The organism is Streptomyces sp. NPDC040610 (assembly GCF_055594065.1).
The window spans coordinates 56,272-76,986 of record NZ_JBVIXA010000014.1; the positions used below are offsets into that span (position 1 = coordinate 56,272).

The 20,715-nt window shown below is 73.3% G+C and carries 18 protein-coding genes and 1 riboswitch; of the genes, 10 read left to right on the forward strand and 8 right to left on the reverse strand.

What is annotated here, in order from left to right; translation table 11 throughout:
- The first annotated feature begins 25 nt into the window (after positions 1-25).
- The gene (locus ACZ6AA_RS34050) at positions 26-823 is read left to right on the forward strand and encodes a nucleopolyhedrovirus P10 family protein (protein WP_468460510.1); all 798 of its coding nucleotides are present in this window, start codon (positions 26-28) and stop codon (positions 821-823) included.
- A gap of 115 nt (positions 824-938) precedes the next feature.
- On the opposite strand, the gene ACZ6AA_RS34055 is transcribed toward ACZ6AA_RS34050, so the two are convergent.
- The 3 genes from ACZ6AA_RS34055 to ACZ6AA_RS34065 form a co-directional block, all read right to left on the reverse strand.
- Entirely contained in the window at positions 939-1,775 is an 837-nt protein-coding gene (locus ACZ6AA_RS34055; RefSeq protein WP_468483871.1) for an enoyl-CoA hydratase/isomerase family protein, read from the reverse strand.
- Positions 1,776-1,961: 186 nt separating this feature from the next.
- Positions 1,962-2,183: a helix-turn-helix domain-containing protein gene (locus ACZ6AA_RS34060; protein ID WP_016645426.1), complete on the reverse strand. Its 222-nt coding sequence runs from the start codon at positions 2,181-2,183 to the stop codon at positions 1,962-1,964.
- Positions 2,184-2,561: 378 nt separating this feature from the next.
- Positions 2,562-4,160, reverse strand: coding sequence for an ABC-F family ATP-binding cassette domain-containing protein (locus ACZ6AA_RS34065; RefSeq protein WP_468460514.1), 1,599 nt, complete (start codon positions 4,158-4,160; stop codon positions 2,562-2,564).
- 372 nt (positions 4,161-4,532) lie between these two features.
- Here ACZ6AA_RS34065 and ypfJ point away from each other — a divergent pair, with 372 nt between their 5' ends.
- On the forward strand, positions 4,533-5,420 hold the full coding sequence (gene ypfJ, locus ACZ6AA_RS34070; protein WP_468460516.1) for a KPN_02809 family neutral zinc metallopeptidase: 888 nt from the start codon (positions 4,533-4,535) through the stop codon (positions 5,418-5,420).
- Between the two features lie 94 nt (positions 5,421-5,514).
- Positions 5,515-5,928: a VOC family protein gene (locus ACZ6AA_RS34075; protein WP_468460518.1), complete on the forward strand. Its 414-nt coding sequence runs from the start codon at positions 5,515-5,517 to the stop codon at positions 5,926-5,928.
- Positions 5,929-5,958: 30 nt separating this feature from the next.
- Here ACZ6AA_RS34075 and ACZ6AA_RS34080 read toward each other — a convergent pair whose 3' ends face one another.
- The 3 genes from ACZ6AA_RS34080 to ACZ6AA_RS34090 form a co-directional block, all read right to left on the reverse strand.
- Complete coding sequence (locus tag ACZ6AA_RS34080; protein WP_471462422.1) at positions 5,959-7,536, reverse strand: hypothetical protein; 1,578 nt, start codon at positions 7,534-7,536, stop codon at positions 5,959-5,961.
- Positions 7,537-7,780: 244 nt separating this feature from the next.
- Positions 7,781-8,917 (reverse strand): alpha/beta hydrolase, encoded by a 1,137-nt coding sequence (locus ACZ6AA_RS34085; RefSeq protein ID WP_468460520.1) that lies wholly within the window; start codon positions 8,915-8,917, stop codon positions 7,781-7,783.
- A gap of 235 nt (positions 8,918-9,152) precedes the next feature.
- A complete protein-coding gene (locus tag ACZ6AA_RS34090) occupies positions 9,153-9,854 on the reverse strand; it encodes a class II aldolase/adducin family protein (protein ID WP_468483872.1) in 702 nt (233 codons plus the stop codon).
- A gap of 438 nt (positions 9,855-10,292) precedes the next feature.
- Between ACZ6AA_RS34090 and ACZ6AA_RS34095 the strand changes: the two genes are divergently transcribed.
- The 4 genes from ACZ6AA_RS34095 (at position 10,293) to ACZ6AA_RS34110 (ending at position 13,638) form a co-directional block, all read left to right on the forward strand.
- Positions 10,293-11,558: an inorganic phosphate transporter gene (locus ACZ6AA_RS34095; RefSeq protein ID WP_468483873.1), complete on the forward strand. Its 1,266-nt coding sequence runs from the start codon at positions 10,293-10,295 to the stop codon at positions 11,556-11,558.
- A 12-nt stretch (positions 11,559-11,570) separates the two neighbouring features.
- Complete coding sequence (locus ACZ6AA_RS34100) at positions 11,571-11,798, forward strand: hypothetical protein (RefSeq protein WP_190116579.1); 228 nt, start codon at positions 11,571-11,573, stop codon at positions 11,796-11,798.
- 354 nt (positions 11,799-12,152) lie between these two features.
- Positions 12,153-13,013, forward strand: coding sequence for a helix-turn-helix domain-containing protein (locus tag ACZ6AA_RS34105; RefSeq protein ID WP_471462341.1), 861 nt, complete (start codon positions 12,153-12,155; stop codon positions 13,011-13,013).
- 43 nt (positions 13,014-13,056) lie between these two features.
- Complete coding sequence (locus ACZ6AA_RS34110; protein ID WP_471462343.1) at positions 13,057-13,638, forward strand: hypothetical protein; 582 nt, start codon at positions 13,057-13,059, stop codon at positions 13,636-13,638.
- On the opposite strand, the gene ACZ6AA_RS34115 is transcribed toward ACZ6AA_RS34110, so the two are convergent.
- Together ACZ6AA_RS34115 and ACZ6AA_RS34120 are read right to left on the reverse strand one after the other, a co-directional pair.
- The gene (locus ACZ6AA_RS34115; RefSeq protein WP_468460530.1) at positions 13,565-13,861 is read right to left on the reverse strand and encodes a hypothetical protein; all 297 of its coding nucleotides are present in this window, start codon (positions 13,859-13,861) and stop codon (positions 13,565-13,567) included. The two genes, ACZ6AA_RS34110 and ACZ6AA_RS34115, sit on opposite strands and share 74 nt — an antisense overlap.
- Positions 13,862-13,895: 34 nt before the next feature.
- Complete coding sequence (locus tag ACZ6AA_RS34120) at positions 13,896-14,159, reverse strand: DUF397 domain-containing protein (RefSeq protein ID WP_468460532.1); 264 nt, start codon at positions 14,157-14,159, stop codon at positions 13,896-13,898.
- A 130-nt stretch (positions 14,160-14,289) separates the two neighbouring features.
- A riboswitch (cobalamin riboswitch) is annotated at positions 14,290-14,441 on the forward strand.
- A 123-nt stretch (positions 14,442-14,564) separates the two neighbouring features.
- Between ACZ6AA_RS34120 and ACZ6AA_RS34125 the strand changes: the two genes are divergently transcribed.
- The 3 genes from ACZ6AA_RS34125 to cobN are packed head-to-tail and all read left to right on the forward strand — an operon-like array spanning position 14,565 to position 20,682.
- Complete coding sequence (locus ACZ6AA_RS34125) at positions 14,565-15,515, forward strand: cobalamin biosynthesis protein (RefSeq protein ID WP_471462345.1); 951 nt, start codon at positions 14,565-14,567, stop codon at positions 15,513-15,515.
- The gene (locus tag ACZ6AA_RS34130; protein WP_468460536.1) at positions 15,512-17,020 is read left to right on the forward strand and encodes a cobyric acid synthase; all 1,509 of its coding nucleotides are present in this window, start codon (positions 15,512-15,514) and stop codon (positions 17,018-17,020) included. Before ACZ6AA_RS34125 ends, ACZ6AA_RS34130 begins: the two co-directional genes overlap by 4 nt.
- Positions 17,017-20,682: a cobaltochelatase subunit CobN gene (gene cobN / locus ACZ6AA_RS34135; RefSeq protein ID WP_471462347.1), complete on the forward strand. Its 3,666-nt coding sequence runs from the start codon at positions 17,017-17,019 to the stop codon at positions 20,680-20,682. The genes ACZ6AA_RS34130 and cobN overlap by 4 nt, the downstream gene beginning before the upstream one ends.
- Positions 20,683-20,715 lie beyond the last annotated feature (33 nt).

Consider the following 20,715-nt stretch of genomic DNA (forward strand, 5'->3'; position numbering starts at 1 on the left):
GCCCGGGATGGGGCAGGCTGGAGCCATGACGGGTGACGGGTGGACCTCGGCGGTACGCCGCCAACTGGGCCTCGGCCGGATGCTTCCGCTGGGCGGCCCGGGTGACGGCTCCTGGATCGCGGAGTCGGCGGCACGGTCGGTGCTGCGCGGCTCGGCCGCGCGGGTGGCGGGGGTCCGCGTGACCCGCCTGCGGGTGTCCCTGGTGGAGCCGCACGCCGCACCGCTTTCTCCGGACGCGTACGTCGCCACGGTGCCGTCGCCGCCGAGCGCGCTGCCGCCGGGGCCGCTGCGGATCAGCGCGGAGTTCCAGGCCGCGGCGACCGAGCCGCTGGCCGCGGCCGCGGACCGGCTGCGCGGGGCGCTCGGCTCGGCGGCGGCGGAGCGGCTGGGGCTGGTGGTGACGGAGGTGGACCTGCGGGTGACGGGGCTGTTGGAGGGGGATGCGGGGCCCGGAGTGGCCGGGGGTGCGGCGCCCGGGGACGCTGCCCCGGCGGATCCCCCCTCGGACGACGGCGACCTGGTCGACGTACCCCCCGGGCACGGGGACGAGCCGTCCGCCGACGACGAGGCGCGGGTGGCGCGGGCCGCCCTCGCGGTGCCGGGCGTGACCCGGATGGCGGGCGTCCTCGGCGGCCCGGCCCGGGCCGTCCACATCGAGGAGCACGGGGCGCCGCTCACGCTGCCGCGCCGCCATGTCCGCGTGGACCTCGCGGTGGACGCCCGGCATCGCACCCTGGACGTGGCGCGCGCGGTCCGCGCGGCCGCCGCCGGGGCCCTGCCGGACCGGCCGACGGTGGCGGCCCTGGTCACGGCGGTGGACTGACCGCTCCCGCCGACCGCCGTCGCTGACCGCCCCCTCCGACCACCGTCGCCGCCCCCTCCGACCGCGACCGACGGCCGCCCGGGGCGCCTCAGCCGCCGACGGCCGCCCGGGACCCTCAGTCCCCGATGCCTGCCAGGTCCCGCAGCCTGCGTGCCTGCGCGGCCCGCTCCGCGCGGCGCTGCTCCTCGTACGAGCGCCCGACGGCACCCTGAAGCAACGCCTTGGTCTCGATGACCGCCTCGCGCGGCGCGGAGAGCAGCGCGGCGGCCAAGTCCTGCGCGGCGGCGTCGAGTTGGTCGCCGGGCACGACGAGGTTGGCGAGGCCGATGCGCTCGGCCTCGGCGGCCTGGACGAAGCGGCCCGTGGCGCAGATCTCCAGGGCGCGGGCGTACCCGACGAGGGAGACCAGCGGGTGGGTGCCGGTGAGGTCGGGCACCAGGCCGAGGCTGGTCTCGCGCATGGCGAACTGCGCGTCGTCGGCGGCGACCCGCAGGTCGCAGGCGAGGGCGAGCTGGAACCCGGCGCCGATCGCATGGCCCTGGACGGCGGCGATGGACACGAGGTCCCCGCGCCGCCACCAGGTGAAGGCGTCCTGGTACTCGGCGATGGCCGCGTCGAGCTCGTCGTCCGCGCCGCGCGCCAGGTCGATGAAGGACGGTTCGCCGTCGAAGCCCTCGGGCGTGAACGCCTGCCGGTCGAGGCCCGCGGAGAAGGACTTGCCCTCTCCGCGCAGCAGCACCACGCGGACGCTGCCGGGCAGCACCCGGCCGGCCTCGGTCAACGCCCGCCACAGCGCGGGAGATTGGGCGTTGCGCTTGGCCGCGTTGGTCAGCGTCACCGTGGCGACGGCCTCGTCGATCGTGAGGCGTACGCCGTCCCGGTCGAGGACCGGCGCCGTTGTGCTGGTGACGCTCGGGCCGCTCTCGGGCGAACCGCTGTCGGGCGAAGCCATCAGTGCCTCCGGGTGGGTGCAGTCATGGTGGACACACGCGTGTCGGCGCCCTGACGGACGCCTGTCGCGCGCCCTGTGGGCACTGCCGCGCCCACAAGTGACTGCACAGTAACCACCCGGTCGATCAGCCGATCGACCGGGTGGCCACACCGGACCACCCGGAGCCGGACGGCCGCGAGAAGCCGGCTAGCTGGAAGCGGCCTTCTTGCCTCGCGTTGCCCCGCCGCGTCCCCGCAGCGTGACTCCGGACTCACTGAGCATCCGGTGGACGAACCCGTAACTCCGGCCGGTCTCTTCGGCCAACGCCCGGATGCTCGCACCGCCGTCGTACTTCTTCTTCAGGTCTGCCGCGAGCTTGTCGCGCGCGGCGCCGGTAACCCGGCTGCCCTTCTTCAGAGTCTCGGCCACCCGTGCCTCCTCATGGGAAGTGCGCTCTGGACTTCTCATGATCACCCCTTCCGAGCGTCCTGGCCACCCATTCGGCAAGGTCCATGCGACTTGATTCGCCGGGCGTCAAGCGGCCGTCACGAGCGGAATGAACGATTCCGCACGTCACGGGACGTACCGCCGAATGGGTTCTGCGAGGAAGCGGCAGGTCAGCGCCGTGCCGGGGAAAGACGGGCCTGCGGGTCCCGTGGGACACAAAAATCCGTGTATGCCACACCTCGGTACGAGGACGTCTCACACAGATGAAGGATCACGGATCGGCCGAATGATCCATACGCAGTGGATCAGTCATTCGATCAAGCCCGGTGGACCCCGAGGCGGGCCCCGACCGGGGGATCGTCAGGCGAGGGCCACCAGGTCGGCGTAGTCCGCGCCCCACAGGTCCTCGACGCCGTCCGGGAGCAGAATGATCCGCTCCGGCTGCAGCGCCTCGACGGCGCCCTCGTCGTGCGTGACGAGGACGACGGCGCCCTTGTAGGTGCGCAGCGCGCCCAGGATCTCCTCGCGGCTGGCCGGGTCGAGGTTGTTCGTGGGCTCGTCGAGGAGCAGGACGTTGGCGGAGGAGACGACGAGGGTCGCGAGCGCGAGCCGGGTCTTCTCGCCGCCGGAGAGCACGCCCGCGGGCTTGTCGACGTCGTCCCCGGAGAACAGGAAGGAGCCGAGCGTCTTGCGCACCTCGACGAGGTCGAGGTCCGGCGCCGCGGAGCGCATGTTCTCCAGGACCGTGCGCTCGGGGTCGAGGGTCTCGTGCTCCTGGGCGTAGTACCCGAGCTTGAGGCCGTGACCCTCGACGACCTCGCCGGTGTCGGGCTTCTCGACGCCGCCGAGCAGCCGCAGGAGGGTCGTCTTGCCCGCGCCGTTGAGGCCGAGGATGACGACGCGCGAGCCCTTGTCGATGGCCAGGTCGACGTCGGTGAAGATCTCTAGCGAGCCGTACGACTTGGACAGGCCCTCGGCGGTGAGGGGCGTCTTGCCGCAGGGTGAGGGCTCGGGGAAGCGCAGCTTGGCGACCTTGTCGCTCTGGCGCACCTCGTCGAGGCCCGCGAGGAGCTTGTCGGCGCGGCGGGCCATGTTCTGCGCGGCGACGGTCTTGGTGGCCTTGGCGCGCATCTTGTCGGCCTGCGAGTGCAGGGCCGCGGCCTTCTTCTCGGCGTTCTGGCGCTCGCGCTTGCGGCGCTTCTCGTCGGACTCGCGCTGCTGCTGGTAGAGCTTCCAGCCCATGTTGTAGACGTCGATCGCGGCGCGGTTGGCGTCCAGGTAGAAGACCTTGTTGACGACCGTCTCGACCAGGTCGACGTCGTGGGAGATCACGATGAAGCCGCCGCGGTACGTCTTCAGGTAGTCGCGCAGCCAGACGATGGAGTCGGCGTCGAGGTGGTTCGTGGGCTCGTCGAGGAGCAGGGTGTCGGCGTCCGAGAAGAGGATGCGGGCCAGCTCGATGCGGCGGCGCTGACCGCCGGAGAGCGTGTGCAGGGGCTGGCCGAGCACGCGGTCCGGGAGGTTCAGGGCGGCGGCGATGGTGGCGGCCTCTGCCTCGGCGGCGTACCCGCCCTTGGTGAGGAACTCCGTCTCCTGGCGCTCGTACTGCTTGAGGGCCTTCTCGCGCGTGGCGCCCGAGCCGCTCGCGATCCGGTGCTCGTTCTCGCGCATCTTGCGGATCAGTACGTCGAGGCCGCGCGCGGACAGGACGCGGTCGCGGGCCAGGACGTCGAGGTCGCCCGTACGCGGGTCCTGCGGGAGATAGCCGACCTCTCCGGAGCGGCTGATCGTGCCGCCCGCCGGGGTGCCCTCACCGGCCAGACACTTGGTGAGCGTCGTCTTGCCCGCGCCGTTGCGGCCGACGAGGCCGATGCGGTCGCCCTTGGCGATGCGGAACGAGGCGTTCTCGATGAGGATGCGGGCGCCGGCACGCAGCTCGATACCGGAGGCGGTGATCACGGTCAGACTCCTGGACAGGGGATATGGACGGCTGGAGGGGGCAAGGACGATGCACGATGCGTTGTCGCGCGGAGCGCGCCGCTCAGCCGTCTAATGCAGCAGGAGAATGGCCATGGGCCAATTCTAACGGGGCGCCGCAACCGTTTTTCCGGCGCGGCCCCCGGGGCCGCTCCCCGGGGCGGGCGCACCGGCCGTCGGGGGCCCTGGGCGCGACGCGGCGGGCCGGGGGCGTAGCCCGTTCGGACCTCCGTCCGGCGCCGGGCGGTGCGGGGCGTACCAGGATGAAGTGGCCGGGGTCCGGCGCGGGCGGCGGAGCGTCGTCCCGCAGGTGAGGCAGCGCGGCTCGTACGCGAGGCAGAGGGTGGTGCGCCCATGCAGTTCGACGACGACGCGAATCTTGACTCCTCGGAGGTGCAGGATGTGCGCGGCAGTCGCATCCCCGGCGGCAAGGCGACCATCGGCGGCGGTGTCGCCGGTCTGATCGCGCTGCTCCTCGGCCTCTTCTTCGGCGTGGGTCCGGACCAGCTCGGTCTGACGGACGGCGGCGAGGAGCCCGCCGCCTCGTCCTCCTCGCTCGCCGAGGTCAAGCGGAGCTGCCACACCGGCAAGGACGCGAACGCCCGCGAGGACTGCCGCGTCCTGGCGGTCGTCAACAGCGTCCAGGACTACTGGCGCCAGGAGTTCCCGCGCCGCCGGGGCCAGTACGCGCCCGCGCAGACCGTGTTCTTCACCGGCCGCGTCGGCACGGCGTGCGGCGCGGCGACGTCGGCCGTCGGGCCCTTCTACTGCCCCGGCGACCGGAGGGTCTATCTGGACCTGGGCTTCTTCGAGGAGCTGCGGACGAAGTTCGGCTCCAGCGGCGGCCCGTTCGCGCAGGCGTACGTCGTGGCGCACGAGTACGGGCACCACGTGCAGAACCTGATGGGCACGCTGGGCCGGGCACAGGACGGCCGGACGGGCGAAGGAAGCAACGCCGTGCGGGTCGAGCTGCAGGCCGACTGCTACGCGGGGGTGTGGGCGCACCACGCCACGCGGACGCCCGACGAGGAGGGCAGGCCCGTGATCAAGAAGCTCACGGACGACGACATCCGCGACGGCCTGGACGCGGCGGCGGCGGTCGGCGACGACCGGATCCAGGAGCGCTTCCAGGGCCGGGTAACCCCCGAGTCCTGGACGCACGGCTCGGCGAAGCAGCGCCAGGACTGGTTCTACCAGGGCTTTCGTACCGGTGACATGGCGCAGTGCAACACCTTCCGCTGAGCCTCGCTGCGGCCCCTGCGGGCGCTCCCGGACCGTTGTCGGACCCGGGTGCCAGACTGTGGAACAGGTCACGTCTAACGGAGGAGTGATCACCATGGCAGGCGCTGCCAGGGGACGTCCGAGCATCTTCCCGACGTTGTTGTACGCGGACGCCAAGGCCGCGATCAAGCAGCTCACCGAGGTCTTCGGCTTCACGGAGACGAGTGTGTACGAGAGCGAGGACGGCACGGTCCTGCACGCCGAGCTCGCGCACGGCAACGGCGCGGTGATGCTGGGCTCCAAGGGCCGCGGCGGGCTCTTCGCCGAGACGATGAAGGGCGCGGGCCCGACCGCGACGTACATCGTGGTGGACGACGTCGACGCCCACCACCAGCGGGCCGTGGAGCACGGCGCGGACATCCTGATGCCCCCGACGGACCAGGACTACGGCTCGCGGGACTACATGGCGCGGGACGCGGAGGGCAACATCTGGAGCTTCGGTACGTACGCCCCGGAGATACCCGGCTGACCCGCCCCGGGCTCGGGGCGGGCGCGGCTCTCACATACCGCCGGTGTGCACCTGGAACGCCGCCCGGCGCACGGCCTTCGCGAGCGCCGGGTCCGGGTGGGCCGCGGCGAGCGCGACGAGGACCTGCACGGTGCGCGGATGGCCGACGGTGCGCACCTCGTCGATGAGCGCGGGCACGGTGGGCTGCGGCGCCGACTCCAGGTGGCGCACGAGCAGTTCGGCCTCGCCGTGGTCGGCGACGGCCGCCGCGGTGTCGACCCACAGCCAGGTGGACTCCGCCCGGGTCAGGACGAGGTGGACGTCCTCGGGGTCGGTGCCCTCGTGCTCGGCGAGCCACAGCAGGGCGTAGGGCCGCAGCGAGGCCTCGTCGACGACGGCGCGGACGTCCGGCTCGGCCGGGGCGCCGACGACCCGCAGGGCCTCGAAGGCGAGGCCGCGCAGCAGGGCGTCCTCGCCCCGGGCGGCGTCGAGGAGTTCGGTGACGGCGGTGCCGGCGTCGCGGGCGGCGAGCCAGGCGCGGTACTCGGCGCGGGCCGCGTTGGGCCGAAGCCGGGCGCAGCCCCGGAGCATGTCCTCGGCGGACTGCTCGATGTGCCCCGCCGGGCTCTGCGCGGCCACGCAGATCTGCTCCAGCTTGACCCACACCGCCCAACTGCCCAGCGGCGTGAGGGTGGCCTGGCCGTCGGCACAGGTGAGGGCGCCCACGGCGGACAGGGCGCGCAGCGCCCAGTCGAGCAGGGCGGGCAGCGGGGGCCGGGGCGCGCAGCCGTCGGGCTCGGCGGCCGGGGCGGTGGCGGCCCGGGTCGGGGCGGCTTCGGCGTGGGCCGGGGCGGTGGTGGCCGGGGGCGGGACCGCTTCCGCGTGCGGCGCGGGCTGGTTCTGGGGCTCGGGCTCCGCCTGCGGGCCGTACGGGATCTCGCAGCGCTCGGTGCGCAGTTCCCGGACGCGCTGGTCCAGGAGGTCAAGGAGCTGGGGCACGGGCACGGGGCCCGCCGACAGCTGGAGGAAGGAGAGCAGTTGCGGAACGGCTTCGACGGCCTCCGCGACGGTGGCGGGCGGCAGTTCGGCGGGGGCGGGGTGCACGAGCGACCAGGCGTCGAACAGGGCGACCCAGCCGCGCAGGACCGCGGCGTCGTCCCGGTCCCAGGCGCGCAGCCGCCAGCCGGGGCGTGCGGCGCCGCCGTGCACCTCGACGAGTCCGGCCAGGCGGGCGGTGTCCCAGTCGGCACGGACCTGGTGGACCGTCATGTCCAGTTCGGCGGCCGCGCGTTCGGCGGTGGCGTCGGAGAGCGCGCCGCCGGTCCCGGCGTCGGTGTCGGTGTTCGGCCCGGCCTTCGGGTCGGCTCCCGTGCGGCCGTCCTTGCCGCCGTTCCTCCCGCCGTTCTTGCCGCTCTTCGCCGCGCCGGTCGTGGCGTTGGCGTTGCCCTCGCCCGTGCCCTTGCCCGCCGCGCGCAGGGGACCGGTGTCGGGGCGCAGGGCGTGGTCGGCCCAGCGGGCGACGCGTACGGCGCTCGCCAGGCCCGCACGGGCCATGCGGGCCAGTTCGGCGGGCGCGGGGGTGCCCTCCGGCGGTGGGGGCGCGGGACGGCGCGAGCGGCGCTGGGTCACCGCGCCGGGGGCGCCGAGGGGGCCGCGTGCTCGGCCGCGCTCCGCCTCCGCTCGCCTTTCGGCCCTCGGGGACGGTGTGCGGACGAGGTGGAGCCGGGAGTCGCGCGGGATACGGGACGTCACGGGAGCAGTCTTCCTGTTGACGGTCCGAAAACCCAAACGGAATCCCGTCGGGGGCCCGGCGGGCGGACCCGACGGCGGTCGCGGAGCGTCAGGCCCAGGGGTGGGGAGGGCGCCGCATCGGCTACATCAAGGGGGTGAGGAAGCGGCGCAGCGCCTCTTCGTACCGTGCGGGGTCGGCGTTCCACATGGCGCCGTGGGGCGCATCCGGAACGGTGTGCAGGGTGACGAGGTCGGGGCGCTTTTCAGCCAGTCTCCGGGAGAGCGCCCAGGGGGCGACGGTGTCGCCGGGGCCGTGCAGGACGAGGGTCGGCACCCGCAGGGCGGCGGGGTCGGCGGCGTCGGGGAGGCGGTCACCGCGGAGGCCGGTGCGGCCCTGGGCGGCGCGCACGGCCAGCGGGAGCAGCGCGCCGGGGGTGCGGCGTGCGGTGGCGAGGGCGCGCAGCGTGGTCTCCCAGTCGAGCACCGGTGAGTCCAGGACCAGGCCCTTGACGCGGCCGCGCAGGGCGGAGCGGGCGGCCGCGTGCAGGGCCATCGAGGCGCCGGTGGACCAGCCGTACAGGACGACGTCGCGGGCTCCGTAGCGCACGGCGTAGCGGATGGCGGCGTCCAGGTCGCGCCATTCGGTCTCGCCGAGGTGGCCGAGACCGTCCGGTGGCCGGGGCGCGCCCAGGTCGCCGCGGTAGGCGAGGTCGAGCACCGGCAGCCGCTGGCGGCGCAGGAAGTCCATGACGACCATCGGGTGCTCGCGGGTGGTGCCGAGGCCGTGCACGGCGATCACCCAGGTGTTGCGGTCGCCGGGCACGAACCAGGCGGGCAGCGGACCCAGTTCGCCGGGGATGTCGACGTCGGCGTGGTCGATGCCGAGCGCGCCGTGCGGGTCGCCGATGTGGACCTGCGGCGTGAGCCAGACCCGGGCGCCGGGCTCCAGGGTGCCGTGGGTGACGCGTTCGAGGCGGCGCACGACGGTGTCGGCCTCGTGCGGGGCGGCGTCGAGGACCGGGCCGACGACGGCGTGGCAGCCGTTGCCGCTCAGGCCGTACAGGCCGGGCCGCTGCGAGGCCAGGGAGCGGGTGAGGGCGATCTGGCCGGCGGCCGTGGAGTGCACGGTCAGGCGTGGTTCCGTCGGCAGGGGGCGGCCCGCGGGGGCCTTCAGGGCGGCGTCGCTGGCGTAGCGCCCGGCCGCGATGGCGAGGGCGGTGGCGCCTAGGACGGCGGTTGCGGTGGTGACGGCGGCGGTCGTCGCTTTGGCAGGGCGCACCCCCACAGTGTCTGCGGGGTCGGGGAGCGCGGCCAGTGGGCGGGGCACGGGAGTGTGCTCGGCGCGGGGGCGCCGACCGGTCTCGGCCGCCGCCCGCCCAGCCGCGCGGCCCGGTTCCGGCCGGTACTCGCCCGGCCGGTACGCGTCCGGCGGGCACTCGCCCGGCCAGCACTCCCCCGGCCCACCGAGCCGACACCCGCCGCGAGCCACGCCCGCAGCGCGCCGTCGGGCGAGGTCAGCCCTTGTCAGCCCCCGCCCCCCTCTGCCCATACCCCTTCAACTTCCGCCCCGCCTCACTCACCCGTTCCGCGGACAGGATGCTCGGGTTGCGGCCCGGCACCGATGTCGCGGTGAGCCACAGGTGGCACATCCACTCCAGTTGGGCGGTGCGGTCGAAGGCCTGGGAGAGGGAGTCCCCGTAGGCGACCGTGCCGTGGTTCTGGAGCAGGCAGGCCGTGCGGTCGCGCAGGGCGTGGAGCATGTGCCCGGCCAGTTCGTCGGTGCCGTAGAGGGCGTAGGGGGCGACGCGGACGGGGCCGCCGAGGGCGCCGGTCATGTAGTGGATGGGCGGGAGTTCCGGGACGAGGGTGGAGACGGCGGTGGCGTGCACGGCGTGGGTGTGGACGACGGCACCGGCGTCGGTGGCGCGGTAGATCGCCAGGTGCATGGGCAGCTCGCTGGTGGGGCCGAGCGCGCCGAAGAGCCGTGCGCCGTCCAGGTCGACGCCGAGGACGTCCGCGGGCGTCAGCTCGTCGTAGGGGACGCCGCTCGGGGTGACCAGGACGGTGTCGCCGACCCGCACGGAGACATTGCCGGAGGTGCCGACGACCAGGCCGTCCGTCACGGTCCTGCGGGCGGTCGCGACCAGCTCGTCCCAGGCCCGCGCGACCGCCTCGCGCCCCGCGCCCGCAGTGGTGTCGTGCCGCTGCTCAGTCATGCGGTGATCCTGCCAGAGGGCGGGGCCGCGGGGGCCGGGCGGCCGGGGCATCCTGCCGTCGGCGCGGGCCATGGAATGGAATGGGTGGAGTCCGTGGAGCCTTGGAACACGGCACCGCCACACGGCCGGAGGTTTGAGACCTTCGGGCGGTCCGACGGCGGCGCCGGTCACGGCAGGTGATCAGGATCTCTTCCGCGGGCCGACGACCCAGCTCAGCGGTTCGAACGGGGGTCGCCCGAAAGGGCCACGGACGGCCTAATTCCGGGCCCACCACGGGCCCCCGCCACCACCCCGCCGCCCGAGTGGGTGTATGCCGGAAGGAAGCGGAGTGACGGCAACCCGGTTCGAGTCACCATGCGGCCCAGCCCAGTTCACTTTCCGTTCATCCAGGTTGCCTACGTTCCACGAGCCACTGACGTCCAACAGAAGCCTGGGTAAATGGAACACATCACGCTTCTCCTCGGGATCGTGATCGTTACCGCTCTCGTGTTCGATTTCACGAACGGTTTCCACGACACAGCCAACGCGATGGCCACCACCATCTCGACCGGCGCTCTCAAGCCCAAGACGGCGGTGGCCATGTCCGCCGTGCTGAACCTCGTCGGAGCGTTCCTCTCCGTCGAAGTCGCCAAGACGATCTCCGGCGGCATCATCAATGAAGACGGTCTCAAGACCGAAGTGATCTTCGCGGCCCTGGTGGGCGCGATCCTCTGGAACCTGTTGACCTGGCTGCTCGGCCTGCCGTCCAGTTCCTCCCACGCCCTGTTCGGCGGCCTGATCGGCGCCGCCGTGATGTCGATGGGCTGGTCGTCGGTGAACGGCGGCACGGTCGTCACCAAGGTGCTGCTCCCCGCGGTCGCCGCCCCGCTCGTCGCCGGTATCGCGGCGACGCTCGCCACCCGGCTCACGTACAAGATCAGCAGCCGTACGGACGAGAAGGCGACCTCGAAGGGCTACCGCGCCGGGCAGATCGCCTCGGCCGGGCTCGTCTCGCTCGCCCACGGCACGAACGACGCCCAGAAGACGATGGGCATCATCACGCTGGCCCTGATCACCGGTGGCGTGCTCAACCCGGGCGCCAACCCCCCGATGTGGGTCATCGTCTCGGCCGGACTCGCCATCGCGATGGGCACGTACCTGGGCGGCTGGCGCATCATCCGCACCATGGGCAAGGGCCTCACCGAGCTGGCGCCGCCGCAGGGCTTCGCGGCGCAGACGTCCGCGGCGACGGCGATCCTCGCCTCCTCGCACATCGGCTTCTCGCTCTCCACCACCCAGGTCTGCTCCGGCGCCGTGATGGGCGCGGGCCTCGGCCGCAAGGGCGGCGTGGTCCGCTGGTCCACGGCGACGCGGATGTTCGTGGCGTGGGGCCTGACCCTCCCGGCCGCCGGTCTGGTCGGCGCGGGCGCCGAGCTCCTCACCAAGCAGGGCACCTGGGGCATCGCCACCACGGCCGCGCTCCTGATCGGCGGCTCCGCCGTCATCTGGTCGCTGTCGCGCCGCCAGCCGGTCGACCACACGAACGTCACGGCCGACGAGATCGGCGCCCCCGGCGCCGAGCCCGCGGGCGTCGTGACCACCGCCATCGCCGCCGTCACCCCGCCCCCGGCGGGCCCGGTGGCCGCCACCACCGCGACCCCCACGGCCGAAGGCGCCGCGTCCGCCCCCTCCGTGGCGGACTCCGCCCGGCCCGCCACGGTGTAAGGAAGCAGCAGCATGAAGATCGACTGGGCAGCTCTCGGCTCCGTCTTCGGAGTCAGCCTCGTGGTGACCGTCGCCCTCGTGGGCCTGTTCACCCTCGGCATCGTCGGCCTCTCCAAGCAGGAGCAGGCGCGGACCGCCGGGGGCGGCACGGCCGCGATACCGGCGCGCGTGGGGGCGTACGCCTGCTTCGCGCTCTGCGCCGCAGCGGTCGCGTACGGCATCTATCTGATCGTCGTCTGACAGCGCGGGCGCCTTCCCGCGCCCGTCCGCAGAGCCCTGAGGGGCGGCCCACACGGCCGCCCCTCAGGGCTTTTCGGCATTCCGGCCGCAGGTCGGCGGGCCCACGGGAGGCCCGGGAAGCATCCGTTACCGATCCATTCGCGATCAGGCCGCGCAGCGACTCGCTCACGTTCGATTAGACATATGGCATACTGGGTAGCAGCACTCTGCTAGGGTCGGCCGCACATATGTCAGACAGAGCGGCTGCGCTGCGCTGCACGGCGGAGGGCCAGCCTGCGTTAGGCATACCTTCGTATCGCTGCCCTTCGTACGGCTTCATGGCGAGCTGACTCCTGGTCGTAGTGAAGGAGCCTCATGCCCAGCGAACTGGACCCGAGCCTGAACCGCCGTAAGCTCCGCATCGCCCTGCGCAAGGCCCGTGAGGAAGCCGGGCAGACCCAGGGTGAGGCGGCGAACGAGCTCGAATGGTCGCTGTCGAAGCTGAACCGCATCGAGAAGGGCACCGTCAGTGTCTCGGTGACGGACCTGCGGGCGCTGCTGCGTCAGTACGGCGTGGACGACGAGGAGCGGGTGACCGAACTCGTCCACGCCGCGCGGGGCTCGAAGGGCCAGTCGTGGTGGACGCAGTGGTCGGACGTCGCCAACCCCCGGTTCTCCGAATACCTGGGGTTCGAGGCGGCCGCGGTCTCACTGCGCACTTACCAGCCCATCGTCGTCCCCGGCCTGCTGCACACCGAGGAGTACGCCGACGCCCTGGCCGCCCCCGAGGTCAGCGACACGAACACGCGCCGCCGCCTGGTGGAGTTCCGCACCGCGCGCCAGGAGCGGGTCTTCGACCAGGACAACGGGATCGAGGATCTGCACTTCGTCGTGGACGAGGCGGCGCTGCGCCGCCGGATCGGCACCCCGGCGGTGATGCGCGGCCAATTGCAGCGGCTCCTGGAGGTGGCGGAGCATCCGAACGCCACCCTCCAGGTACTGCCGTTCACCGCCGGGGCGCTGCTGAGCACCCAGACCCCGTTCGCCCTCCTCGGCTTCAAGGACGACGACGACCTGATCTACGTCGAGTTCTCGCAGGCCGTCATCGCGACCCGGGAGAACTACGAGCTGGTCGCCAACTTCCAGGACTGCTTCGAGCAGTTGCAGGAGATCGCGTACAGCGGAAGCCAGGCGATCGACCTGATCAGCGAGGTCAGGGAAGGCTTCGCAGGCTGATTCCGGAGCCGGTCCGTTCCGGGACGAGGGGAGGTCTCGCGCCATGTCGGTCGTCATGTTGGCACGGTGGCTGTGGCACCACCTGACGGCCGCGCAAGCCGCCGCACCGGACGGCTCCCCCGGCGCCCCCGGGGTCCCCGCCCCCGCGGGCGCCGACGGAGTGGGCGAGGCGGACCCGCCGCCGGGCCAGGACCCCGCGGCACCCGCCGCCCCCACCCACGTCAACGACCTCATCCGGGAAGGGATGAAGGACCCCGACTTCGCCCGCGAGCTGGACCGGCTCCTCGACCACGAGCACCGGCGCAGCCTGCACTCCCAGGAACTGCAGACGCTCAGCTTCCTCGCCAAGGCGGGCTGCGTCTCGCTGTGCCTGGCCGTCGTGGTGGTGGCGATCGCACCCGCCGTGCTCATCGGCCGGAGCGTCGTCGGGCATTACGACATCAGCCCCTGGCACTTCGCCGTCGCCCTCAGCGGCGTCTGCGGGCTGCTCACCGCCGCGGTGGGCTGGGTCGTACGGGCCCTCAGGCGCGGCCGCCGTCAGAGCCCCGCCGCTACGCCCGAGCCCCGCCCCCCGGCCGACGGGGCGTCCGCGGACGGTCCCGCCCCGCGGGCGGGCGCGGGATGAGCGGCACCCGGCCCCACACGACACCGGCGGCGACCGCCACGGCGGCGGACGTCGTCAGCCACACCGCGAGCCGGAGCGGGACGCCCTCGACGAGGAGGGAGGCGAGCGCGCCCGCCAGCGTGGCGGCGCAGCCGCAGACCACGCAGTACGCCAGCAGGACCAGCCGCCTGTCGGGCGGCGGGGCATGCCTGCTCAGTGGAAGCTGCTTGCTCTCGACCCCCATGGTCTCCAGCCTTCCGTGCGCACGCTGGGACAGGTCACTCCACCCCGACTCTCCCCGAGGCCACCGCCCTCACAAACGCTCGCCACGCCGGTGGCGTCACGGCCAGGTGCCCGCCGTGGCGGTGATTGGAGTCTCGCACCCACACCCGATCACCAGGATGGGCCACTTCCACACATTCACCGGTCGGCGTGGTGTAACTGCTCTTGAACCACTGTGCTGCCGGTAAGTACGCGTCGGCCACACCGCCCCCTTGCCCAGTGCGCTCGCGAGAGCCGGCGTCGCCCGAGCGGGTCCGCATGCCGCGCCGCTCCCTGCTGTCATGTTCAAGTTTACGAACGGGTGTTGCTCGCGCCTAGCCGTAAACCGGCCCCCGAAGCCGTCCGTGTGGACCTCCGCACACTCTCCCGTCGCAGGTCAACAGCGAGTTGACGGGCGTCGCGGGCCATGGTGGACTGCCGGAGCCATTTACGGCGGCAGCAGAGGAAGCCGGTGCGAATCCGGCGCGGTCCCGCCACTGTCACCGGGTGATCCCACACGATCCCCGGGAGCCAGGAACTCTCGCCGCCGGTCTCGTCGAACCAGGGCGCGGAAACCCTGAGTGAGGACATATCGCCATGCGCGGCCGCCCGTTGCCGTCCCCTGCTCCGCCCGGGGCCCCGTCGCGGCCGAGAGCCCTCCGCCGCGTATCGGCGGGCTGACCCCCATGTGTGCCGATCGCGACTTCGCGTACGGCGCCGCCGCCGGACTCCTCGGTGACCTGCTGCTCGGCGATCCTCGCCGAGGGCATCCGGTCGCCGCGTTCGGGCGTGCGGCGGGGGCCGTCGAGCGGGTGCTGTGGCGTGACCACCGCGGGTGGGGCGCGCTGCACACCCTGGTGTGCGCCGGGGGCGCCGTCGGCGCCGGTGCGCTCGCCTCCTTCGCCGTACGCCGCTCGCGTGCCGCTTCCGTCGGGCTGACCGCCGCCGCGACCTGGGCCGTCGTCGGCGGGACCACCCTCGGGCGGGAGGCGCGCGCCATCGGGGGCGCGCTCGCCGCCGGGGACGTGGACGTCGCCCGGGAGCGGCTGCCCCATCTGTGCGGGCGCGATCCCGCCGCCCTCGACGCCGACGGGATCGCCCGGGCCGTCGTGGAGTCCGTCGCCGAGAACACGTCCGACGCCGTCGTGGGGGCCCTGGTGTGGGGTGCCGTCGCGGGGGTGCCGGGCCTGCTCGGGTTCCGGGCCGTCAACACGCTCGACGCGATGGTCGGGCACAGGTCCCCGCGCCACCTCCGGTACGGGTGGGCCTCCGCCCGGCTCGACGATGTCGCCGGATGGCCCGGGGCGCGGCTCACCGCCGCGCTCGCCGTGGTCGCCGGAGGGTCACCCCGTGCGGCGGTGCGGGCCTGGCGTGCCGACGCCTCGAAGCACCCGAGCCCCAACGCCGGGGTCGTCGAGGCCTCCTTCGCGGGGGCCTTGGGGGTGCGGCTCGGAGGGTCCCTCTCGTACGGGGGGCGGGTCGAGCACCGGCCCGTCCTCAACGGGGAGGGGCGTGCCGTCGTTGTGGAGGACATCGAGCGGGCCGTGAAGCTGTCCCGGCGGGTCGGGTGGCTCGCCCTGGGGAGCGCGATCGTGGCGGACCTGGTCCGGCCGAAGCGGTGGAGGCGGTTCGCATGAGTGGGGGGCTGCTGGTCGCCGGGACCACGTCCGATGCCGGGAAGAGCGTGGTCACCGCTGGGATCTGTCGGTGGCTCGCCCGCAAGGGCGTCTCCGTCGCGCCGTTCAAGGCGCAGAACATGTCGTTGAACTCGTTCGTCACGCGCGAAGGGGCCGAGATCGGGCGGGCGCAGGCCATGCAGGCGCAGGCCGCGCGGGTGGAGCCCAGTGCGCTGATGAATCCCGTGCTCCTGAAGCCGGGGAGCGACCGGTCGAGTCAGGTCGTGCTCATGGGCAAGCCGGTGGGCGAGATGAGCGCCCGGGGCTATCACGGGGGTCGGCAGGAGGCACTGCTCGACACCGTCGTGGGATGCCTGGAGGAGCTTCGGGGCACGTATGACGCCGTGATCTGCGAAGGGGCGGGGAGTCCCGCCGAGATCAACCTCCGGCGCACCGACATCGTGAACATGGGGATCGCCCGGGCTGCCCGCTTCCCGGTCGTGGTGGTCGGGGACATCGACCGCGGGGGCGTCTTCGCCTCCTTCTTCGGGACCGTGGCGCTGCTGAGTCCGGCCGATCAGGAGCTGGTCGCGGGCTTCCTCGTCAACAAGTTCCGCGGGGACGTGTCGCTGCTCGAACCGGGGCTCGACATGCTGCACGACCTCACCGGGCGGCGCACGTTCGGCGTGCTGCCGTTCCGGCACGGGCTCGGCATCGACGAGGAGGACGGGCTGCGCGTCTCGCTGCGCGGGGCGGTGCGGGAGTCCGCCGTGGCGGCGCCCGTCGGCGAGGACGTGCTGCGCGTCGCCGTGTGCGCGGTGCCGCTGATGTCCAACTTCACCGACGTGGACGCGCTCGCCGCCGAACCCGGCGTCGTGGTGCGGTTCGTGGACCGGGCCGAGGAACTCGTCGACGCGGACCTCGTCGTCGTACCGGGCACACGCGGGACCGTGCGCGCCCTGGAGTGGCTGCGCGAGCGCGGGCTCGCGGACGCACTGGCGCGCCGGGCCGCCGACGGCCGGCCCGTCCTCGGGATCTGCGGCGGCTTCCAGGTGCTCGGGGAGCGGATCGAGGACGACGTCGAGTCGCGGGCCGGGACCGTGGACGGGCTCGGTCTGCTGCCCGTACGCGTCACGTTCCGGCGGGAGAAGACCCTGGCCCGGCCCGTCGGCGAGGCGCTCGGCGAGCGCGTCGAGGGGTACGAGATCCATCACGGCGTCGCCGAAGTCCTGGGCGGGGAACCCTTCTTGGACGGCTGCCGGGTGGGGGCCGTGTGGGGCACCCACTGGCACGGGTCGCTGGAGAGCGACGCGTTCCGGCGCCGCTTCCTCACCGAGGTCGCGCGCGCCGCGGGCCGCCGCTTCGTGCCCGCGCCCGACACCGGCTTCGCCGCCCTGCGCGAGGAGCAGCTCGACCTCCTCGGCGACCTCATCGAAGAACACGCGGACACCGACGCGCTGCTGCGCCTGATCGAGACCGGCGCTCCGTCCGGTCTCCCCTTCATCGCACCGGGGGCACCCTCATGACCGTCCTTCTCCTGTCCACCGCCGACACGGACCTGCTCGCCGCCCGCGCCTCCGCCGCGCCCTACCGCATCGCCAACCCGACCCGCGTCGACGTGCGCGAGGAACTGCCCGCGCTCCTGGACGGCGCGGACATCGCCGTCGTACGCCTCCTCGGTGGCAAGCGCGCCTGGGAGGACGGGCTCGCCGCGCTGAAGGCGGCCGGGATCCCGACCGTGCTGCTCGGCGGCGAGTCCGTGCCGGACGCCGAGCTGATGGCCGACTCGTCGGTGCCCGCCGGTGTCGTCGCGGAGGCGCTGCGCTACCTCGTCGAGGGCGGCCCCGACAACTTCGTGGAGCTGGAGCGGTTCCTTTCGGACACCGTGCTCCTGACCGGCCACGGCTTCGCCGAGCCGCGGAAGATGCCCGAGTACGGGGTGCACGGGGAGCGCGCGCACGTCGAGGGGCGCCCCACCGTCGGCGTGCTCTTCTACCGCGCGCACCAGCTGTCGGGGAACACCGCCTTCGTGGACACGCTCTGCGACGCCATCGAGGCGAAGGGCGCCAACGCCCTTGCCGTGTACTGCGGTTCGCTGCGCGGCGCCGACTCCGGTCTGTACGAGATCCTCGGGCGCGCCGACGTCCTCGTCGCCACCGTCCTCGCCGCCGGCGGCACCCACGCCTCCGACGCCAGCGCGGGCGGCGACGAGGAGGCCTGGGACATCGGCGCGCTCGCCGACCTCGACATCCCCGTCCTGCAGGGCCTGTGCCTGACCTCGTCGCGCGCCGCCTGGCAGGACTCCGACGCCGCCCTCTCCCCCATGGACGCCGCCATGCAGGTGGCGATCCCCGAGTTCGACGGCCGCGTCATCACCGTGCCGTTCAGCTTCAAGGAGCAGGGCCCCGACGACGTCCCCGTGTACGTCGCCGACCCCGAGCGGGCCGCCCGCGTCGCCGGAATCGCCGTACGCCACGGCAAGCTGCGGCACAAGCCCAACGCCGAGAAGCGGCTCGGCCTGGTCTTCACCGCGTACCCGACCAAGCACAGCCGCGTCGGCAACGCCGTCGGCCTCGACACCCCCGCATCCGCCGTGCGCGTCCTCGACGCCCTGCGGGACGCGGGCTACGCGGTCGAGGGCCACCCCGACAACGGCGACGAGCTGATCCACACCCTCATCAACGCCGGTGGCCACGACGTCGAATGGCTCACCGAGGAGCAGCTCGCCGCCGCGCCCGCGCGGGTGCCGCTCGCGGACTACCAGGCGTGGTTCGACACCCTCGACCCCGAGCTGCGCGACGGCATGCTCGAAGCGTGGGGCGAGCCGCCGGGCAGCCTGTACGTCGACGGCGGCGACATCGTGCTCGCCTCCCTCCAGTTCGGGAACGTCGTCGTGATGATCCAGCCGCCGCGCGGCTTCGGCGAGAACCCCATCGCCATCTACCACGACCCGGACATGCCGCCGTCCCACCACTACATGGCCGCGTACCGCTGGCTCGACGCTGCGACATCAGAAGGGGGCTTCGGCGCCGACGCCATCGTGCACATGGGCAAGCACGGCACCATGGAGTGGCTGCCCGGCAAGGGCCTCGGCCTCAGCGGCGGCTGCGCGCCGGACGCCGTCCTCGGCGACCTGCCGCTCGTCTACCCCTTCATCGTCAACGACCCCGGCGAGGGCACCCAGGCCAAGCGGCGCGGGCACGCCACGGTCGTGGACCACCTGGTGCCGCCGATGGCGCGCGCCGACACCTACGGGGACCTCGCGAAGCTGGAGCAGCTCCTCGACGAGTACGCACTGGTGAGCGATCTCGACCCGGTCAAGGCCCCGGCCGTGCGGGCGCAGATCTGGACGCTGGTGAAGGCCGCCGAGCTGCACCACGACCTGCACGTCGACGACCAGCCGGACGACGACGCGTTCGACGAGTTCGTGATGCACATCGACGGCTATCTGTGCGAGATCAAGGACGTGCAGATCCGCGACGGCCTGCACATCCTCGGCGGCGGGCCGGTCGGCGAGGCCCGCGTCAACCTCGTCCTCGCGGTCCTGCGCGCCTCCCAGGTGTGGGGCGGCACCGCCAACGCGCTGCCGGGCCTGCGGGCCTGCCTCGCCGAGCACTTCGGCCTGGACGAGAAGGAGCTGCTCGGCGAGCCGGGCGCGGCGGTCAAGGTCGCGGACGGCCTGACCGCCCTGGTCGAGGGGCCCGCGCGGACCGCCGCCGACGCCATCGACCTCCTCGAGCAGCTGTGCCGCCGCCTCGCCGAGGGCATGGAGGAGCGCGGCTGGGCGCTGGACGCGGTGCGCGGACTCGTCCGTGACGTCGTCGGCGTCGAACTGCCGCCGGCCGTCGCCGTCCTGGGCTTCGCCTGCGAGGAGGTCGTGCCCCGGCTCGCCCGCACCACCGACGAGATCGGCCACATCCTGCGCGCCCTGCGCGGCGGCTACGTCCCCGCAGGGCCTTCGGGCTCCCCCACGCGCGGCCTCGTCAACGTGCTGCCGACCGGCCGCAACTTCTACTCCGTCGACCCCAAGGCCATCCCGTCCAGGCTCAGTTGGGAGGTCGGGCAGTCCCTCGCGGACTCGCTGATCGCCCGCTATCTCGCGGACACCGGCGCGTACCCGAAGTCCGTGGGCCTGACCGTGTGGGGCACCTCCGCCATGCGCACGCAGGGCGACGACATCGCGGAGATCCTGGCGCTCCTCGGCTGCCGACCGGTGTGGGACGACGCGTCGCGCCGCGTCACCGGCTTCGAGGTCGTGCCCGTCGCCGAGCTCGGGCGGCCCCGCATCGACGTCACCGTCCGCATCTCCGGCTTCTTCCGCGACGCGTTCCCGCACGTCGTCGGGCTCATCGACGACGCCGTCCGCGCGGTCGCCGAGCTGGACGAGGACCCCACCGACAACTACGTGCGCGCCCACGTCGACGAGGACGCCGCCGAGCACGGCGACCGGCGGCGCGCCACCGCCCGCATCTTCGGCTCCAAGCCCGGCGCGTACGGGGCGGGGCTGCTGCCGCTCATCGACGCGCGCAACTGGCGCTCGGACGCCGATCTGGCCGAGGTGTACGCGGTGTGGGGCGGCTACGCGTACGGGCGGGGGCTCGATGGGCGGGCCGCTCGGGGGGACATGGAGACGGCGTTCCGGCGGATCGCTGTGGCGGCGAAGAACGTCGATACGCGCGAGCACGATCTCGTCGACGCCGACGACTATTTCCAGTACCACGGCGGGATGGTCGCCATGGTGCGGCACCTGACCGGTGAGTCGCCCGAGGCGTACGTCGGGGACTCGGCCGTGCCCGATCAGGTGAAGACCCGGACGCTGGGGGAAGAGACCCACCGGGTGTTCCGGGCGCGCGTCGTCAATCCGCGGTGGATGGCCGCGATGCGGCGGCACGGGTACAAGGGCGCCTTCGAGATGGCGGCCACCGTGGACTACCTGTTCGGGTACGACGCGACGGCCGGGGTCGTCGACGACTGGATGTACGAGAAGCTGTCCGCGGAGTACGTGTTCGACCCGGAGAACCGGGCTTTCATGGAGAAGTCCAACCCCTGGGCGCTGCGGGGGATTTCCGAGCGGTTGCTGGAGGCGGCCGAGCGGGGGCTCTGGGCGGAGCCGGACGCGGAGACGTTGGAGCGGTTGCGGGCTACGTACCTGGAGCTTGAGGGGCAGCTTGAGGGGGGTGCGGAGTGATGGGGCCCTGTGGGGCTTTCCCCAGTCCCGCCC

Coding starts and splice junctions, on each gene's coding strand:
- ACZ6AA_RS34050 (WP_468460510.1), top strand. CDS start 26: ATGACGGGTGACGGGTGGACCTCGGCGGTACGCCGCCAACTGGGCCTC.
- ACZ6AA_RS34055 (WP_468483871.1), bottom strand. CDS start 1,775: ATGGCTTCGCCCGACAGCGGTTCGCCCGAGAGCGGCCCGAGCGTCACC.
- ypfJ (WP_468460516.1), top strand. CDS start 4,533: ATGCAGTTCGACGACGACGCGAATCTTGACTCCTCGGAGGTGCAGGAT.
- ACZ6AA_RS34075 (WP_468460518.1), top strand. CDS start 5,515: ATGGCAGGCGCTGCCAGGGGACGTCCGAGCATCTTCCCGACGTTGTTG.
- ACZ6AA_RS34090 (WP_468483872.1), bottom strand. CDS start 9,854: ATGACTGAGCAGCGGCACGACACCACTGCGGGCGCGGGGCGCGAGGCG.
- ACZ6AA_RS34095 (WP_468483873.1), top strand. CDS start 10,293: ATGGAACACATCACGCTTCTCCTCGGGATCGTGATCGTTACCGCTCTC.
- ACZ6AA_RS34100 (WP_190116579.1), top strand. CDS start 11,571: ATGAAGATCGACTGGGCAGCTCTCGGCTCCGTCTTCGGAGTCAGCCTC.
- ACZ6AA_RS34105 (WP_471462341.1), top strand. CDS start 12,153: ATGCCCAGCGAACTGGACCCGAGCCTGAACCGCCGTAAGCTCCGCATC.
- ACZ6AA_RS34110 (WP_471462343.1), top strand. CDS start 13,057: ATGTCGGTCGTCATGTTGGCACGGTGGCTGTGGCACCACCTGACGGCC.
- ACZ6AA_RS34115 (WP_468460530.1), bottom strand. CDS start 13,861: ATGGGGGTCGAGAGCAAGCAGCTTCCACTGAGCAGGCATGCCCCGCCG.
- ACZ6AA_RS34120 (WP_468460532.1), bottom strand. CDS start 14,159: ATGCGGACCCGCTCGGGCGACGCCGGCTCTCGCGAGCGCACTGGGCAA.
- ACZ6AA_RS34125 (WP_471462345.1), top strand. CDS start 14,565: ATGTGTGCCGATCGCGACTTCGCGTACGGCGCCGCCGCCGGACTCCTC.
- ACZ6AA_RS34130 (WP_468460536.1), top strand. CDS start 15,512: ATGAGTGGGGGGCTGCTGGTCGCCGGGACCACGTCCGATGCCGGGAAG.
- cobN (WP_471462347.1), top strand. CDS start 17,017: ATGACCGTCCTTCTCCTGTCCACCGCCGACACGGACCTGCTCGCCGCC.